This window comes from Paenarthrobacter sp. NPDC091669 (assembly GCF_044756725.1).
GTDB lineage: Bacteria > Actinomycetota > Actinomycetes > Actinomycetales > Micrococcaceae > Arthrobacter > Arthrobacter bambusae_C.
Genome location: NZ_JBIVTK010000003.1, coordinates 1 through 16158, shown reverse-complemented (window position 1 = coordinate 16158; position 16158 = coordinate 1). Strand labels below are relative to the sequence as shown.

The 16158-nt window shown below is 59.2% G+C and carries 12 protein-coding genes and 1 pseudogene; 3 read left to right on the top strand and 10 right to left on the bottom strand.

Annotated features, from left to right (window positions below; all coding sequences use genetic code 11):
- Window positions 1–120 precede the first annotated feature (120 nt).
- Window positions 121–267 (bottom strand): annotated as a pseudogene (locus ACIQLI_RS05560) (DUF4236 domain-containing protein); the annotation flags it as partial.
- Between the two features lie 455 nt (window positions 268–722).
- Here ACIQLI_RS05560 and ACIQLI_RS05555 point away from each other — a divergent pair.
- Both ACIQLI_RS05555 and ACIQLI_RS05550 read left to right on the top strand, forming a co-directional pair.
- On the top strand, window positions 723–1040 hold the full coding sequence (locus ACIQLI_RS05555) for a hypothetical protein (protein ID WP_400385864.1): 318 nt from the start codon (window positions 723–725) through the stop codon (window positions 1038–1040).
- A 210-nt stretch (window positions 1041–1250) separates the two neighbouring features.
- The gene (locus ACIQLI_RS05550; RefSeq protein WP_400385861.1) at window positions 1251–2795 is read left to right on the top strand and encodes a hypothetical protein; all 1545 of its coding nucleotides are present in this window, start codon (window positions 1251–1253) and stop codon (window positions 2793–2795) included.
- A 124-nt stretch (window positions 2796–2919) separates the two neighbouring features.
- Here the strand turns inward: ACIQLI_RS05550 and ACIQLI_RS05545 are convergent, their stop codons facing one another.
- Window positions 2920–3573 (bottom strand): hypothetical protein, encoded by a 654-nt coding sequence (locus ACIQLI_RS05545; protein ID WP_400385858.1) that lies wholly within the window; start codon window positions 3571–3573, stop codon window positions 2920–2922.
- Window positions 3574–4227: 654 nt separating this feature from the next.
- Here ACIQLI_RS05545 and ACIQLI_RS05540 point away from each other — a divergent pair.
- On the top strand, window positions 4228–5325 hold the full coding sequence (locus tag ACIQLI_RS05540; RefSeq protein WP_400385855.1) for a hypothetical protein: 1098 nt from the start codon (window positions 4228–4230) through the stop codon (window positions 5323–5325).
- A gap of 995 nt (window positions 5326–6320) precedes the next feature.
- Here the strand turns inward: ACIQLI_RS05540 and ACIQLI_RS05535 are convergent.
- The 8 genes from ACIQLI_RS05535 to ACIQLI_RS05500 form a co-directional block, all read right to left on the bottom strand.
- Window positions 6321–7082, bottom strand: a complete 762-nt coding sequence (locus ACIQLI_RS05535) for a maleylpyruvate isomerase family mycothiol-dependent enzyme (protein WP_400385852.1) — start codon at window positions 7080–7082, stop codon at window positions 6321–6323.
- Window positions 7082–7906, bottom strand: coding sequence for a fumarylacetoacetate hydrolase family protein (locus tag ACIQLI_RS05530; protein ID WP_400385851.1), 825 nt, complete (start codon window positions 7904–7906; stop codon window positions 7082–7084). The genes ACIQLI_RS05535 and ACIQLI_RS05530 overlap by 1 nt, the downstream gene beginning before the upstream one ends.
- Window positions 7907–9037, bottom strand: a complete 1131-nt coding sequence (locus ACIQLI_RS05525) for a cupin domain-containing protein (protein ID WP_400385848.1) — start codon at window positions 9035–9037, stop codon at window positions 7907–7909. It abuts the gene before it with no gap.
- 11 nt (window positions 9038–9048) lie between these two features.
- The gene (locus ACIQLI_RS05520; protein WP_400385845.1) at window positions 9049–10722 is read right to left on the bottom strand and encodes a (2,3-dihydroxybenzoyl)adenylate synthase; all 1674 of its coding nucleotides are present in this window, start codon (window positions 10720–10722) and stop codon (window positions 9049–9051) included.
- The gene (locus tag ACIQLI_RS05515; protein WP_400385843.1) at window positions 10723–12756 is read right to left on the bottom strand and encodes an acetate--CoA ligase family protein; all 2034 of its coding nucleotides are present in this window, start codon (window positions 12754–12756) and stop codon (window positions 10723–10725) included.
- Window positions 12749–14323 carry an FAD-dependent monooxygenase gene (locus ACIQLI_RS05510; protein ID WP_400385840.1) on the bottom strand — a complete coding sequence of 525 codons (1575 nt, stop codon included), beginning with the start codon at window positions 14321–14323 and terminating at the stop codon, window positions 12749–12751. Before ACIQLI_RS05510 ends, ACIQLI_RS05515 begins: the two co-directional genes overlap by 8 nt.
- Before the next feature lie 94 nt (window positions 14324–14417).
- Window positions 14418–15269 (bottom strand): PaaX family transcriptional regulator C-terminal domain-containing protein, encoded by an 852-nt coding sequence (locus ACIQLI_RS05505; protein ID WP_400385838.1) that lies wholly within the window; start codon window positions 15267–15269, stop codon window positions 14418–14420.
- 654 nt (window positions 15270–15923) lie between these two features.
- A partial coding sequence (locus ACIQLI_RS05500; RefSeq protein WP_400385835.1) for a hypothetical protein occupies window positions 15924–16158 on the bottom strand: 235 nt, incomplete at its 5' end.

Genomic DNA, 16158 nt, shown 5'->3' with positions numbered 1-16158 from the left:
GCTGGTTCCGCGTTGGTCCTCAAAGACCACCTCTGAGGATGCTGAATCGGGAAGGATGGGGGGACCGGAAGATTGTCCGGCCTGCTTCGTTCCACCGACTGAAGCCTGATAGTAGACACCGCCGGCACCCATACGTACATAGTTGCCACGAGGACCGGAACCAACCCGAAAACCTGGAACACCAGCGCTAACGCCGAGCCCGGATTTACTCAGATTGAACCTGAACGGACCTGCCTTCAGGCTCTTCCGAACGTAAAACCCCACCATTACCCCCACACCCGGCAGTCAGCCAGAAGTCAATCGAATCAATGAGTGACATTCTTGCAGCAGCCCGTGTTGATCCTTCAACCGAACCCGAACGTGTCGTGGCAGGAGTGGGAAACTAGGTAGTCTTACTTGCCCTCTGCAGCCGCGATTGCGCTGGGAGAGGCTGCTAGGCCCCTCTGAGACTCGCCCGTCGAGCTGAATTAATAGCATCTTGGAGACGCTTCAGGCAGCCAGTCGGCAGATCCTCAAGCCTTCGGCCTGCCGTTCCCGGGTCCCGAGCTGCGAGTCGAGTAGCGCTCTGCTCAGGGTTGCACCACTGGACAATGTGAAAGAATCCACCGGACAGCACCCACAGCGGCCTATGATCCAGAGTCAACAACACCGGGGGCAGTCCCGACCTTTATTGCATAAGCTATGACGAAACGATCTTCGGGAGTCTTTGGTTGATGGAGAGCATGAGCGGTTACTCAAGTGCACTTGTTGGGTTTGCCGTCCTTCGGGCAAACTACAACGCCGACGCCCCCAGCTATATCGACAACTTCCGGGGCTTTGTTTTAGGCGTCTTAGCTGAGCATCAGGTTGAGATCCTGACTCAGGATGCCATTGCCCAGGAGATCAACGACAGTTTCGGCATGAATATTCCGGATCTTGTTGTGGGCAAGATACTAAAGCGTGCCAAGCATACAAAGCATATAGAAGCTTCTGGTAACGGCTATGTGCTTACCCCCTTAGGTCTCAAGAACGCGCCGGCTGTTCGCAGCATGCGTGATTAGTACTTGCGCCAGCAGCGGGACCTGGAGAATCGCTTCCGGAAGTTTGTGAAGTCCGAGTTCCCAGAACATCAGGACGTCTTAACGGCTTCCTTGGTGGATGAGCTAGGAACTTACCTAGAGACCCATGCAGTTCCTGTGCTGGCAAGCTCAATGAAAGGGCGGGCCTTCAGGCCTGCTGGGGACGCGCCACAAGCGCCTGGTTTGGAATAGGTGACTGCGCGTTTCGTGGCTCATTTGCATGAATGCGATGACGTGGGATTTTCATACCTTGAAGAGTCAGCGAAAGGCGCCATACTTGCTGCTGTTGTGACACTTGACACTTCTTCTTTCCGTAATTCGCTTAGTACTCTGTCTGTATATCTCGACACACCAGTCCTTATTCAGCGCTTAGGATATTCAGGTGAGGCTGCAGAAAAAGCAAGCACGCAACTCTTTGAGCTGGTCCGTAGTCAAGGTGCGTCCCTGAAGGTCTTCGAACACACTCTCCGTGAATTGGACGGAGTACTCCAGAGTGCGGAGAACTTCTCGCGCAACTCCCAGCGCAGAGAAGCCCGCCCAATCGACCTCCTCTTTCAGGATGCCGGACTGACGGCTGCGGACATCGTGCTTGCCCGCGAGCGTCTACCCGAACGAATTTCTGAGCTTGACATCAAAACAGCTACCAAGCCCGGCGACTATCAGAAGTATGGATTGGATGAAGACGAGCTAGAGAAGTCTCTTCAGGATGTTGTTCACTACAAGTCTGTCTACACCCGCAGCTTCGACGTGGAGAGCATCTCTGCAATACACAGGCTTCGCAGAGGTTTCTCGCGCGGTACGCTCGACCGCTGCGGCGCTGTGCTGCTGACTGCCAACTTGGAACTCGTGCGAGCGGTCCAGCAGTTGGGCGATGAACGTCACGAATGGCCTCTTGCCATGACCGATTCGGCGGTTGCTGGCATCCTCTGGGCCAGAAGCCCGGCCGTAGCCGCTGATCTTCCACGCAGCATGGTGTTGGCCGCCGCTTATGCCGGAATGCAACCTGACCCGCATTTCTGGTCAAAGTACTTAGACGAAGTCTCTGCTCTGGAGGCACGCGGAGCAGTCAGTGCAGATGACGCCGTAGTCCTTCGCTCGACAACTGTGGGCCGCACCGCAGTGATGGAAGAGACGCTGGGAGTGGAAGATGAAATCACCGCAGACTCGCCGCTGGCCGTCTTGAGCCGCCTGCGACATGAGATTGAACAGCCTCTAGTTGCACAGCTTCGGACCCAGCAAACTGTTGAATCTAACGCCACGTCATCTGCCAACGCTGCGGCCGAAGCTTGGATCGAATCCAGCGAAGAGTTGGACCGCCTATCCACCAAGCTCGAGAGCCAAACATCTACGACTAATCGGCTTGAGCGTCGGTTGAATGAAATACGAGATCAGCAGGCTCAGAGTCAGCTGAAAGCCAGGGCGGCGGCCGACCATAAGGCCAAGACCTTTGTCCGCAGCGCGCTGTGGATACTCTCCGTACCTTTCATTGCGCTGGTGGTCGTTAAACTCACAGATCCGCCTTGGCTCACCGCGCTCCCTGACTGGGTCCCTTGGCTTGGCGGTGCTGCAGGAGTCGTTGCTGCTGTGCTCGCCGTCTTAGACTCGATGGGGCAAGGCACGATCGTGCAATGGCTTGCTCCGGTGGAGAAGCATATCGCCGACAGCATCATGGCAAAGGAGCTAGGGAGAGCCATTCTCAAGGAAGTGCAACCCGGCGGTTCGCCGGAAGGTCGTTGAGGCCTCGCGCTAGCACCGAGGCCCAGGCCGGCCAGAACTGTCAGGTGTCGGCTTCGCGGTTCCCGATGTGGACGCTGGGCATCTCTTTCTCGCAAGAGGTGCGACGGGATCTGCCCCGCAGTTGCTAGTCCTCAACAAACCATGGTCCAATTCCGAAGTCTGCAGCACCGACAAATATTGCCAAAAGGGAGAATGGCACATCAAACAAGATCCCTGCAATACAAGCCGCTGCAAGAGATATCCCCAGAAAGCGGACCATGCGGATTTTTAGGATCTTGATTCGATTGAGGAAGTCTCCTTCCTCATAAATTGCGACATCGATTTCCCCAAGTTCTATATGCAGTTCAACTCTACCAAAACCATCACAGAGTAATTCGAGACTTTCTGTCGCTTTTCTTTGGACCACACTCGGTTTGAGTTCAATAACGCTGCTAGCCGCTGACTTAAATGACCAATCGCATCCAGCATCGGCAGACGTGCCGTGCACGACCCTTGAATAGATGCGAAAGCGGAGGCTACCCCCGTCGAAGTCCTTTCGTAGCAGATCCCTTCTTCCGTAGTTGATCAAAGCCAGCCCGGTAAGAACCGGAGTGGCAATTATGTGATCGTAGAATCTCACATGCAGCCCCCGTACCTTCACATGCTTGGACATGACGGCAGTGTGACTATAGAGGAGAACCATCTTCTTGCATCTGGTTTTCACCCGGTCATAGATGAAGGTCATCGCGAAGCCCATGAATGCAACCGCGAAAGGAATAAACCCGGGAGCACTCTGCATGACCAATCTCACCATCGATGGACAGCATCTGGTATCAGCACCCTATGTTTACTTCGGGCGGTGAAGTAGTGGAAGCTGGTATGCGGCCCCTCTTTTGTTCGCCCGTGGTCGTAACAGTTCAGCCACTTCCACCCCCGTTGTCCAGAGCGGTACCCTGGAAGGCCGCCATTGCTGTGCCACTGTGCGCAGAGGTGGGCAACCGCTTTGAAAGACCACGCAACTCCGGCGGTAGAGTCCCTTGCGAAGGCTTGTTTCGTCTTGGGACGGGAGTTCTCGCATCCACTTCCACTTCCGTGGTTTGATGGCCGATAGAGGACCTTCCGTCAATTTTGGCGGGGGAGGGCGCCAGGCGAACCGTGGCCATCAATAGGCGGTAAAGCTCTTCTATAACGAAAGGGTCAGTGAGTGACCGCCACCGAATTCGAGAACCCCAGTCAGGACCCAAGCGTACGAGGGGCGAATATGGTGGACCTTGTTTTGGGGTCGCCGGAATGGGTTCACCGAAGAGTTGACACACTAACCTTGGGTTCCGATGGCGATACGCACCGATCTATATCTCTTGACATAACGCTTCCGCAGAACCGGCGTGTGGATGGATCCGACAAGCGGGTCTTGGTGCCGTTGGCGTTCATCCGCAAAGGTGTTCTGCGTCGAGTGAGTACCGTTGGCCCGTCCAAGAATCCGTTTCCGATTCTTGAGAAGGAAAAAAACTCTAAGATCGCATTAGAAATGCTGTCTACCATGATCCCGGAGGATTGGATCCGGGGACAGGAATCTTCTGTGGAGGCGGCACTAAGTCTGGTCGTACAGTACGACGGCCTCGGAACCGCCGGAACTGATAGCCCAGCAGATCAGTTGCAGAAGCTCTTGGTTTACCTAACAGAGTCACGACAAGAAAACGCCGAGCAGGTCCAGACCATTTCTGACCTAGCAAACACCCTACAAACGCACTTCCTTCTGGTTGGGGAGCTCGAAGAAGAGTCTCTCGGAACCAGAAGCGTTGTAAAGATTTCGTACGAGCACGAGCTTGAGTTTGACGACGGTTGGGACTATTCCACTGCCTTTCGATACGACCTGCCTGACTACGGGTTCGCGGCAAGTGAGCACGTCGAGGTAGTGGTACCACCTGCCCTCACCCTGCGTGTAGTCAGTCTTGCTGAGACAGCTGGCATTGAGATCTCCCCGAAAAATGAGGATATTCCTTCGACGGAGCGCGCACGGAGTCATGTTTCCCTCCCGCCCACAGACCGCTTTGCCGAAGCATCGGTGTTTGTTGAAGTGGCTCCCTCGAAACGAGGAATTCTTCCCTTCGCGGCCATTTCCGTAACGGTTTGCGTTGCGATCGTTGGGTTGGCACTAATGGAGCGCTTTGAGTTCACAGACATAGTCAAAAGCGGTCGGGAGATACCTACGACTGCCGTTTCTCTCCTTCTCGCAGGTCCCGCGCTGTTCCTTTCATGGATCGCGAGAACGCCTGAGCATGAAATCGTGGCAAGGCTTCTTGGGCCCCTTAGGCTGTGTTTACTGATGTGCGCTGCAGTCTTTTTGGCCCTCGGCGCTGTGGCCGCTTTCCCTCTCACTCATGAAGCTTGGGACGTGTTGTGGCTGATGATCTATGGCGGAACCTTCGTGTCGCTCGGCTGGTTCATCGCGTTCAGGTTGGCCATCCACAGGAGATTGACGAAGGCCCTAGACTGGAAAGCAAGAAGCCGCAAAGACAGAGAGAGGGCAGGCAACGATGAGGCGCTCTAGTCACCACCGAGCAGAGATGTTGGCTCGAACACGCACGCCCGCTGTCGAAATTGTCATAGACTCCGGCGCTGGCTCCTTACTCGGAAGGGCGGCGGGAAAGCGCGACGTCGAAGCTACTCGACGTGGACTGGATGCAATTCGTCAGACTGCCGCTTTGCGACGTGAAAAAGCGCGGAACACCGGTGAGTCTGCTAATTCGCTGACTGCTACGCCAAGGCGCACCCCTGGTGACCCCCTTAGTTCCTGAGCGAGGCTAGATCGCATTCGATTCGTTGGAAGTGGCGCTTCATCTGGCCCAGAAAACGAAACGGCGCCTTCCTTCGCCTCACCGTGCCCGCATCAGGAAGCAATCACAACCCTCTGAGCGGATGGAACCATTTGTGCAGATCCTTAGCGTCGGGGACCGTGTCAATATCTCGCCCCAAACAGGGCCTCTGCCCATTTCAAAACCTCCGCGAAGCTTCGGATTGCAGCCAAGACTTTGCGTGCAACCCAGTCCACGGGCCCCCTTGTCACTCAGTTTCTGGATGAGTTCAGCCTCGGGCGGCCGGAGTGAATCTGGGGCCCCTTGATTCTTCGTCCGCGGGTTGCTGTAGCAGCCTTCGTGCTCCTCCCGTGATTACCGAATGAGAGCCGAATCACAATCGTAATCACTCCGTGAATCATCGGTGATCTGACGCCGATAAGCACCCATATGTCGCGTAGGCGGAGGCATGCCTCGGCCATGCCGAACCCCAGAACAGGTCTGTGCTGTCGACGCTGTGTAGGGAGTGGCCACACGCGCCAGGATGGCCAGCCAACACCGGTGTTGGGTCCTATGGGCCGACTTCCAAATGACGACAAATATTCGCGCACGATTTCATGACTATAGTCACCGTTCAGACGGCTTACTCTCCTTAGAGTCGACGCGAAGCATCTCCAAAAGTTGAGGAGTAAACACGCAAATAGTCAGCGTCCGGCCCTCAAAACGCTGACTATCCGCTGAACCGGATTGGCTAGATCCACTTCGGAGCCGCCGGGGCTGATCCGTTGGTGTCGGGGCCGGTGGCTCTGATGCTGCTGCCGCGGCCGGTGGCCCATTCGACGATGGCGGGCAGGGGGCCGGTGATCGTCGTCGGGTCCGCAGCGGTGGTGTCGCCGAACATGAGGCCGGTGCCGTTCCCGGCGCTGTTGGTCACTTTGATGAGGAGCCCGGTGTCTGTTCCGCGGGTTTTCCAGGCGCCGGTGATGTCTTTGAGGAGCCGTTCGAGGACCGGGGCTGGGATGCCGGTGAACGTGGCGCCGTTGTCCAGGTCCACGGCATGGACCCATACTTCGCGGGTGCGCATCCAGACCGTTTCGGACGCGGGAACTGTCCGTCCTTGGGCGGTGCGGACTTGGTGGGACCAGTTCTCATCCGGGAGGTCGCGCCATTCGACCGACAGGCAGACTGCGGAATGGTCGAAGAGGTTCCGCAAGGCGATGGGGGACAGTGTGGCGCCGAAGTTGATTTCGTGGTTCCGCGCTTCGGGTGAGGGGTACATGGGTGTTTCCACTCCGGTGGCCGCCCATTCAACCAGGCGAGCAATCGCGCGGGCGTTGTACCCAACGTGCGCCACGACGTGACGGCGCGTCCAGTCCGGCAGGAGCGTCCCGCCGTCGAGCTCTGCATCGGTGAGTTCGTTGAGTTTGCGGGCGAAGAACGCGGTGCCCCGCCGGGCCTGCAGGAGGTCTTCCTGCAGGCCCGGATCGGTGGCGAGGTCCTGGCGGGCTGCCATCAGGCTTCCTTGACCACGCGGTTGTTCAGTTGGCCCAGGCCCTCGATGGTGGTGACCAGGAGCTGGCCTTCCTGCAGGTACCTTTTGGGATCCTGCGCGTGGCCCACGCCGCCGGGGGTGCCGGTGGCGATCACGTCACCGGGGTTCAGGGTGATGATGGTGGAGATGTAGGAGACCAGGAACTCGGGGGTGAAGACGAGGTCGCCGGTGGGGGTGGACTGCTGGATTTCCCCGTCCACGGCGGAGGTCATGAGCGGGCCGGCGGTGAATTCGTCCTTGGTGACCAGGGCCGGGCCGAACGGGGTGGAGTTCTCCCAGGTCTTGCCTTGGAGCCACTGGATGGTGCGGAACTGGTAATCCCGCATGGACACATCGTTCAGGACGGAGTATCCGGCGATGTGGTCCGCGGCGTCAGCTTCGGCGATCCGGCGGCCCTTCTTGCCAATGATCACAGCGAGTTCGGCTTCCCAGTCCACCGTGTCCGATTCCTGCGGCAACGCCAGGTCATCATTCGGGCCGATCAGCGATTCGGTGTACTTCGCGAACAGGGTGGGGTGCTCGGGGATGTCCCGGCCCATTTCCTTGATGTGGTTACGGTAGTTGTGGCCTACGCAGATGATCTTCCCTGGTGCAGGAACGACGGCGGCGAGGTCCGCGCCGTCGAGCGCGTGCGTTGCGCCGTTGGCCGCCGCAGCGGTGGTTTCCCAGGCGGGGTCGACCAGGAGCGCGCCGACATCGGCGAACCCGGGGATCTCGGTGAGGGTGTCGCCGTCTTGGCGGACGGCCGTGGTGGCTTCAGCGGTGCGGAGGGTCAGGAGTCTCATTTACTTGCGTCCTTCGGTGTAGCTGCGGTTGAAGTTCAGTCGTTCAAAGATGGGGGCGTCGCTGAAACGGAACAGATCAAAGTCTGTTTGTGTAACAGCGTCCGCGGTCAGGGACCATTCCTGCCAGGACGGGACCACGAACAGGTCGCCCTTTGCCAGTGCTTTGGTTTCACCGTTCAGAATCACGGTGCCGGTGCCCTCGAAGACCTGCCAGACACTGGAACCAACTTCGCGGAGCGGCTCGGTGGTGGCTCCGGCGCGGAGGCGGTGGAACTCGGCCCGGATGGTGGGCATGACATCCCCACCGGTGGTCGGGTTCGAGTACCGGACAGCGGCGTGGCCCTCGGACACCGTGGCCGGGTGGCCCTCGTCCTCCAGCAACAGCTGCTCACGCAGAGCGGCGTCGGTGTGTTCCCAGCGATAGGCAGCGATGGGGGAGTTGGTGGTGTCATCCAGCCCGGACAGGGGCCGGAGGCCGGGGTGGGCCCAAAGCCGTTCGGAACGGGAAATGTCCGGGGTGGCTTCATCAGTGACGCGTTCGGTGCCGAACTCGAAGAACCCGGCATCGGCATAGTGCACGAACGGAATATCCAGCCCATCGATCCACGCCATCGGCTGGTCGGTGTCATTGTGGTGGCCGTGGAAGTTCCAGCCCGGGGTCAACAGGAAATCGCCGCGACGCATTGCCACCGGATCACCGTTCACTACCGTCCAGACGCCCTCGCCCTCGACGACGAAACGGAACGCGTTCTGCGAATGCCGGTGCTCCGGAGCAACCTCATGGGCGCCCAGGTACTGGATCGCTGCCCACAACGTTGGAGTCGCGTACGGTGTGCCGGCCAGGCCGGGGTTCGCCAGGGCAATCGCGCGGCGTTCCCCACCCCGGCCCACGGGAACCAGATCCCCGGCACGGGCAGCCAACGGGTACAAGTCACCCCAGCGCCACACATGCGGGACAGCCTTCGGGGTGGGGACCATCGGCATCAGGTCACCGATCTCCGTCCACAACGGGATCAGGTTCTCCCGATCGAAATCCTTATAGAGCTGCTCCAACTGGGCAGCTTCCTCCGGAGTGGGCTCCGGCACAACATGCGCGGCGGCCACAGATTCATGGGTTGGGTTCTCGATCATTGCTTTCCTCTCTACTTTGAGTGGGCGCTGGCAGAAGCCAGCCGTTCGGCGATATCGGCGCGCAGTTCCTTCTTGTTGATCTTGCCCACCTTGGTTGCCGGCAGCTCATCAACTACCACCAGGTGTTCCGGAATCTTGAAGGCTGCAACACCGGTATCGCGTAGAAGCGCCTGGATCTGCTCCAGTGTCACTTCCGCTCCCGGCTTCACGGTGATGTAGAGGCACAGCTTTTCACCGAGTACTTCATCAGGCATCGCGATAGCGGCGGCCATAGTGACGTCCTCAATGCGGTACACCAGGCTTTCGATCTCCTCGGCGGAAATCTTTTCGCCGCCACGGTTGATCATGTCCTTATCACGGCCTTGGACAATCAAGTTCCCGTCCGGTCGCCGTTCCACGATGTCGCCACTGGCGTACCAGCCGTCGGGAGTAAATGCCCGGGCATTGGCTTCGGGTGCACGGTAGTAACCTCGGGGAGTGTAGGGGCCCCGGGTAAGGATGGAACCGGGAACCCCGTCGGGAAGGTCATTGCCGGCCTCGTCCACGATCCGGACCTCGTCGGCTTCAGAGACAGGGCGTCCCTGCGTCGTGCAGATTGCGTCCTCGGGGTCGTCCAAGCGGGTGACATTGATGAGCCCCTCAGCCATGCCAAAGACTTGCTGCAGCGTGGCACCCAACACTGGCTTCACCTTCCGGGCGATTTCATCCGGCAACCGCGAGCCCCCTACTTGGATGACCTCCAGGCTCGCCAATTGGTTGCCACCGGTTTCCTCCTGATGCTCAATCCAGCGCTGAGCTACAGCCGGAACTGCCGCGGAGAGCGTGACGCCCTCCCGTTCGATCGCTGCGAAGGCCTTCCGCGGCTCAGGGCTGGGGAGCATCACCACGCGGCCTCCGGCGAACAGGATTCCCAGGATGCCCGGGCAGGCGAGCGGGAAATTGTGGCTGGCCGGAAGCGTGCCCAAGTAGACAGTGTCTTCGGAGACATTGGTTGGAACGGAGGTGGCCTTGATGTTGTAGGCGTAGTCGTTGTGGGTGCGGGTGATGAGCTTGGGGAGCCCAGTGGTGCCGCCGGAGAGAAGGAACAGGGCCGGCGCGTCCGGGGACGGCGCTGAAGCATCCAGTCGTGTACGGGCGCCGGCCGGGTCCGCGCCCGGTGCGAAAATCTCTTCCAGTCGCGCATTCAGAGGGTTTGCCGCGCCTGAAACAAGCACCATGTCCAGCGACGGAACGGAAGATGCGAGTTCCTCCGCTAGGGCCTGGTGATCAAAGTCCTTGATGACGTCGGGCACAGCGATGGCCCGGGACTCCGAAAGCTCCGTGAGGAAGGACAGCTCGTACTTCCTGTGCGCGGGGAGGGCCATGACTGGAACAATTCCAGCCCTGAAGCAAGCAAGCGTCAGGACGGTGAACTGCCAGCCGTTAGGCAGCTGGACCATCATGCGGTCGTCCGCCTTGAGTCCCAGTTGGAGGAGTCGCTCAGCGGCAGCATCCATGCGGTCGGCAAGTTCCGAATACGTGATCCGGACATCACCGTCCACCAAGGCAATCTTCTCCGGAAGGCGATCTGCGGTCTCATGGATGTAGCTGCCCAAAGTCCGGTCTTCCCAGTAACCCTTACGACGGAACTCCGCAGCAAGGTCTGCAGGCCAGGCGAGGGTGCCTTCGCTGGTGTGGCTGGTCATTTAAATGTCCTCCTCGACATTGATAACTACTGCGTCCAGCGCTACGAGACCGCTATGGGTCAGGCGCAGGGGATTGATTTCGATTTCGGCGATCGCCTGGTTGGAAACCAGCGCGTCGCCTAGCCTGACCAACAGTTCTGCCAGCGCCGATGTGTCCAGCATCGGCCCCGAACGGAAGCCGTACAAGAGTTCGCGGGCCAAAAGTTCAGTGGGCATGCCCTCCGCAGCCCGCTTGGCCAGCGGGGCGGAGCGTATGGCGATGTCCGCGAACACCTCAGCCGCGGTTCCGCCGAGTCCCAGAACAACGATCGGTCCGAAAACCGGATCGCGTCGAACGCCCACAACGAGGTCCACACCCGAGGGGGCCATGGCCTCCACAAGGTACTCGCGGGCTCCAGCAGCCTCAAGCTTTTCCAAGGCATGGTCCATGTCTTCCGCGGACTTGATCCCCAAATGCACACCACCGATTTCGGTCTTGTGAAGCACTGCGGCATCCAGCAACTTGACAGCCACAGGTCCACCAAGGACCTTCAGCGCTTGCTGGGCGGCCGCACGCGTGGTGCACACGCGCCGACCCGGCGTGGCAATACCAAAGGCATCCAGAAGTTCCTTGGAGCGGTTTTCGTCCCATGGGCCCTGGACGTCAGGCCATTCCAACGAGCTTGCGGGCGCCTCTGCGCGCTGGTATTGCCCTCGGGAGTCGTTCACCAAGGCGGATATGCCGTGGGCAAGCGACGTAGGCCCGGTGATCAGGGGAAGCTCATGCTGTTGTGCGGACTTACGGGTACGTTCCAGGTCCCCGTCCGGTCCGTCGACGCCGATCAGGAATGGCATGCTCCGGGCCGCCCCGGAGTTGGCCACAGCCAGCGGCAGATCGGCTACAGGTTCAGTCAGTCCATAGACAGCAACGACGTCGATTGCCTGGTCTTGAGCCACGGCGGCAACGATTTTCTCGTACCCGGGTCCGGGACGACCGGTGTCCACCGGATTGGCCTGGAATGTAAGCGGTGGAAGCAGCCCGCCGATAGTGTCCTGGCTGCTTTGCGACAGACGGGGCAGCGTTACGCCGGCAGTGTGCAGGGCATCGGCTATCAGTAGACCGGGGCCTGCTTGTCCCGTAATGAGCCCTACGCCGGGGTCTGGCATGGGCGAAAGCCGCTGGCCCGCCAAGGCTGTAACGGCAGCAACGAGCTGGTTCTCATCCTCGACAATGACTGCACCGGCCTGCTTGAGGACTGAACGTGTGGTGCGCCAAGAGGTGGCCAAAGCACCTGTATGGGACTGGGCGAACTCCGAGACGTCGTTCCGGCCCACCACCAGTGCGACAACCGGCTTGACGACGCTCAGGCGAGACACGGCATCTATAAGTGCAGGCCCGTCCGAGACTGTTTCCAGGTGCAGGGCAACTGCCTTGGTCTGATCGTCGGTCATGAGGTAGTCCAGAACGTCGGGCGCCGTGATATCCGTGCCGGCCCCTATTCCGGCAGCCAGGCTGACGCCCGCCCCGGAACGCTGGAGATGGAATGCCAGAACGTGATTGACTCCACCGCTGGCCGCAACCACGGCAACCGAACCGGGCTCCAGTTCAGCGACGCCGGGCACAAAGCTGGCCCGAAGGTTGCAGTGTGGGACAAAGAATCCGGAGGTATTCGGACCAAGCAGCCTGATGCCGGTTTCCCGGACAGCGGCCTCCACTTGGAGGGCGAATTCGACGCCGGGACCGCCGGCTTCTGCGAATCCTCCGGCGCAGACCAAGGCGGCAGTGGCGCCGCTGGCGGCGCTGTCACGCAGGGCCTGTGCCGTGGCGGACGCCGGCACGCACAGAACTGCGAGATCCGGACCGCCCGGGATAGCTGCCGCGGCGTCGGCGATGGTGGTGTGCATGCCGTTCTCTCCGCGGCTGTTCACGAGTTCAACAGGAGCCGGGTAGGTGGACAGCGACTGGGCCATGACGGCGCCAAGCTTTTCCGGGCTGGAAGAGGCGCCGACGACGATGATGCCCCGCGGTGCGAAAAGAGAGGAGAGACTATGCATTGGAAACTCCCTCGGTGACAGTAGCTACAGCGTCAGCACGTCCGGAGAGGACCAGGGTCAGATTGGATGCCGGACCCCGGTCGTCCACGATCACGGTGGTCAGGCCGCGTCCAAGCCTGGCTTCTTCCGAGAGCAGGATGCGGGTGAACGGGTTGCCGCCCTGGATGACCACGGCAGCAGCATCGGCCGGCAGTTTCTCGAAAATTGCGGCCAGTCCTTCTTCATGGTCGGGCGCGGTGAGCAGGAGTCCGGTGTTGGCGTTCGCTTTTGCCGGGTCCGTGACCAAGGCGAGGTTGTTGTCGTCGTGCTTCAGGGCGAACCCGCCCCCCTGTTCGGTGAGCCTCAATAGACGGCCATTAAAGGCCGTAGAACCTGCCGTGAGAGGCGTTTCCAGAGGCGTACTACCGTGACGATCAAGCCAGTCCTGTTCCGCGGATTCAACCAAACCCGGGTCGCGTTGACGGATTTTGTCGATGTCGATGCTGCGGGAGAAGAAGTGAAACGAGAACTGGGTTGGGTCGAAGGCGTCATAGTACCTGCCGAAATGTTCCCACCAGCTGAGCCCGCCGCGGGCCTGGTTCTGGATTTTGGCCACCTGCGGCTGGCGCTCGGCTTCATAATTGGTGAAGGCCAGCTCAAGGTCATCCTGATGCGCCGCCACTTCACGGACCAGCGTGATGGCATCTTCCATGGCCATCTTGGTGCCGGAACCCACAGAGAAGTGCGCGGTGTGGACTGCATCGCCCAGCAGAACAACGTTGCCTCTATGCCATGAATCGGTCCTACGTGTGCGGAAATTGGCCCAGCGGGAACTGTTTCCAACCAGCGGCTGACCGTCGATGTCCTCTGCAAAGAGTCTTTCCAGGAACCGCTGCGTCTTGAGATCCGAGGGTCCGGGCGGCTGGGTGGCGTCAAATTCGTCAAGCCCGGCTTTGAGCCACGTTTCCTCATCGGTTTCGACAATGAAGGTGCTCAGTTCATCACTGATCGGGTAACCATGGACGGCAAAGTTACCGTACTCGCTCTTGCGATGAAGGAACGTCATGCCCTTGAAGAGATGCGTTGTGCCGAACCATATGAACTTCGCAGTGGCCGTCTCCGTCGTATGGCCAACGTCCTCTCCCAGTTGTGCGCGAGTAGAGGAGTTTGCGCCGTCGGCCCCGACGATCAGATCAAAGTCCTTAAGCTGTCCAAGGTCCGGTATGTACTCTCCAAAACGCATGTCAACCCCGGCGTTCGTAGCCCGTTCCTGCATCAATTGAAGTAGAGTCGTCCGGTAAATCGCGGCCATGCCGTTGCCGGCGAAGGTTTTTTTCTCACCTTTAAGCCAGACCTCGATGTTGTCCCAGTGACGGCCGAAATCCCGTAAGCCATTGTGGACGGCGGGGTCCGCCTTGTTGATGCGGCTGAGAGTGGCGTCAGAGAACACCACGCCAAAACCAAACGCATCCGTTGCCTGATTTCGTTCGAATAGTACGACTTCAGCGTCGGGAACTGTCTGTTTGAACAGGGTTGAGACGAAAAGTCCGCCGGGACCGCCGCCGATGCAGGCTATGCGAAGTGCCATAGTGCCACCTTCTAGAGGTTGGGAAATCATTCAGAGAGGTCTCTGGAGTCATTATGAAACCATTTCTAGCAAGGCGTCAAGATTTTGTTACAGTTCAGTGAGTCGCGCGCTCCTTCAGAACCTCTGCCCCGGGGGCGAGCGGTTCCCCTAAGACGGAAGTCACGTAATCGGTCGCTGCAGCACCAAGTTGCTTGTGCACCGCGCTAAAGAGTCGATAGGCAGTATCACTTGGCCAGCCTCGGGGCTGGAGATCCAGCGGTAAGTAAGGGTCTCGGAATAGGAACCGACGGTAGTCGCCAATGATGCGCGTGCGGTCAATTAATGCCGCCTGTCCGCTCTTGGCGGCATTTAACTGCTGATCGTTGAGGGTTGCGTAAGTCCCAATGAAGCTTTCGTAGTCTTGGCCCAACAGGTCCAAATCCCAACACCGGGCAGCTAGTGCCCTGTCGTCGTCCCTATTCCCTGTTCCACACCAAAGAGCATCGACTTTGGCCAGGGGGTTCTCATCCGCGATTTCGCGGACCTCTGACAGGAGGTTATGTGGACTCAGCCAGGTCGAGGGCGAAAGTTGCCCAAAACCGTGCCAGGCAAGCTGTTTGCGCAACTGCTCGCGGACCGCACGCTCGGCTTCGGGGACTTGGTAAATAGCCATCGTCCACCTGCCATCCCATTCTTCCTCCCGGCGGTGGAAGATTCGCTCGCGCCCCTCGTCAAGAATTCCCAGTAGGTGCGGGGTTAGGGAGTAGACGGTCTCCCTGCCGACACGCCGAGTGGTGAACCACCCCTCTTTGCGCAATCGGGACAGGTTTACTCTCACGGTAGCTGGCTCGATGTCGAAAACAGCGAGTAGGGCAGTAATTTCAGCCATCCGAACTTCCCCGCCATCCACGTACCTAAGGTAATCCCCGTACAAGTCAAGAATGAGTGCTCGTGGTTTCCAATGCACGTCGTCCCTCCCTTCAGCGTGGCCTCGTATCCGCCAAGGCCGTGTGCAACACCAGCGGCGATGTCCCGCAACTTGATGTTACATTTAGTCAGGCTCGGCTCATACGAAGATGCATGCGCGTCTCAACCCGCTCCCGCCAACAAACCCTAGATGATGTTTGCTGGCGTTAGGGTAGCCGTATTGGCCGCCCTCGGCGTGCCAGCGGCTAGCCAACCAAGCGATGAAACCCAGACGCCGCGACCAAACCTCCGAGCGAAAGCGACTTGTCTCGTTCCAGAGAAGAAACAAGTTTCGGGTTGAAAGAATTCGTCGGTGATGGTTGCTGGGGCGCCTACCGAAGGAGCTTCCTGGCTGTGGGTCTGAGTTCCTTCTCAAAGTGAGTAGCTGCTGCTCAGGGAGGTTGGTTGGCCGGCTGACGGAGGGTTCCTTCCCGGGTGCGGCTTATGGGCTAATCGTCGACGCAATGATGGCAAACTTCGCCGCGTCAGTAATATCAGCTGGTACAGCTAGCGCACCGCCTGGGATATAAACCAGGCTCGACATGGCCAAAGAACTGATCCCTTCAGCCGGGAGTAAGCCGCCAATAATCCACGCAAATTTCTGAGACTAACCAGTCAACCTCAGCGGTGGTGCGGCAAGAGGGAGTCTTCACAGCTATAGGGTGAGCGGCGTCCATGTTCTGAAATCGATGGACGCGTGCGGGCGAACCTGCCCTAGATGGCACATCAACCGGACTTTCAGATGGCCCCTGCCATAGAGGATCGGCAATTGATCAGACGACAGACTTGCTCGCATAACTGAACTTAAGATCGGCGTCACTTCCAGGCTGCGGATGTCATTTAGGGCTCCTACGGTTTGTGTGAGAAAGGCGTATAGGTCGTTGAGATTC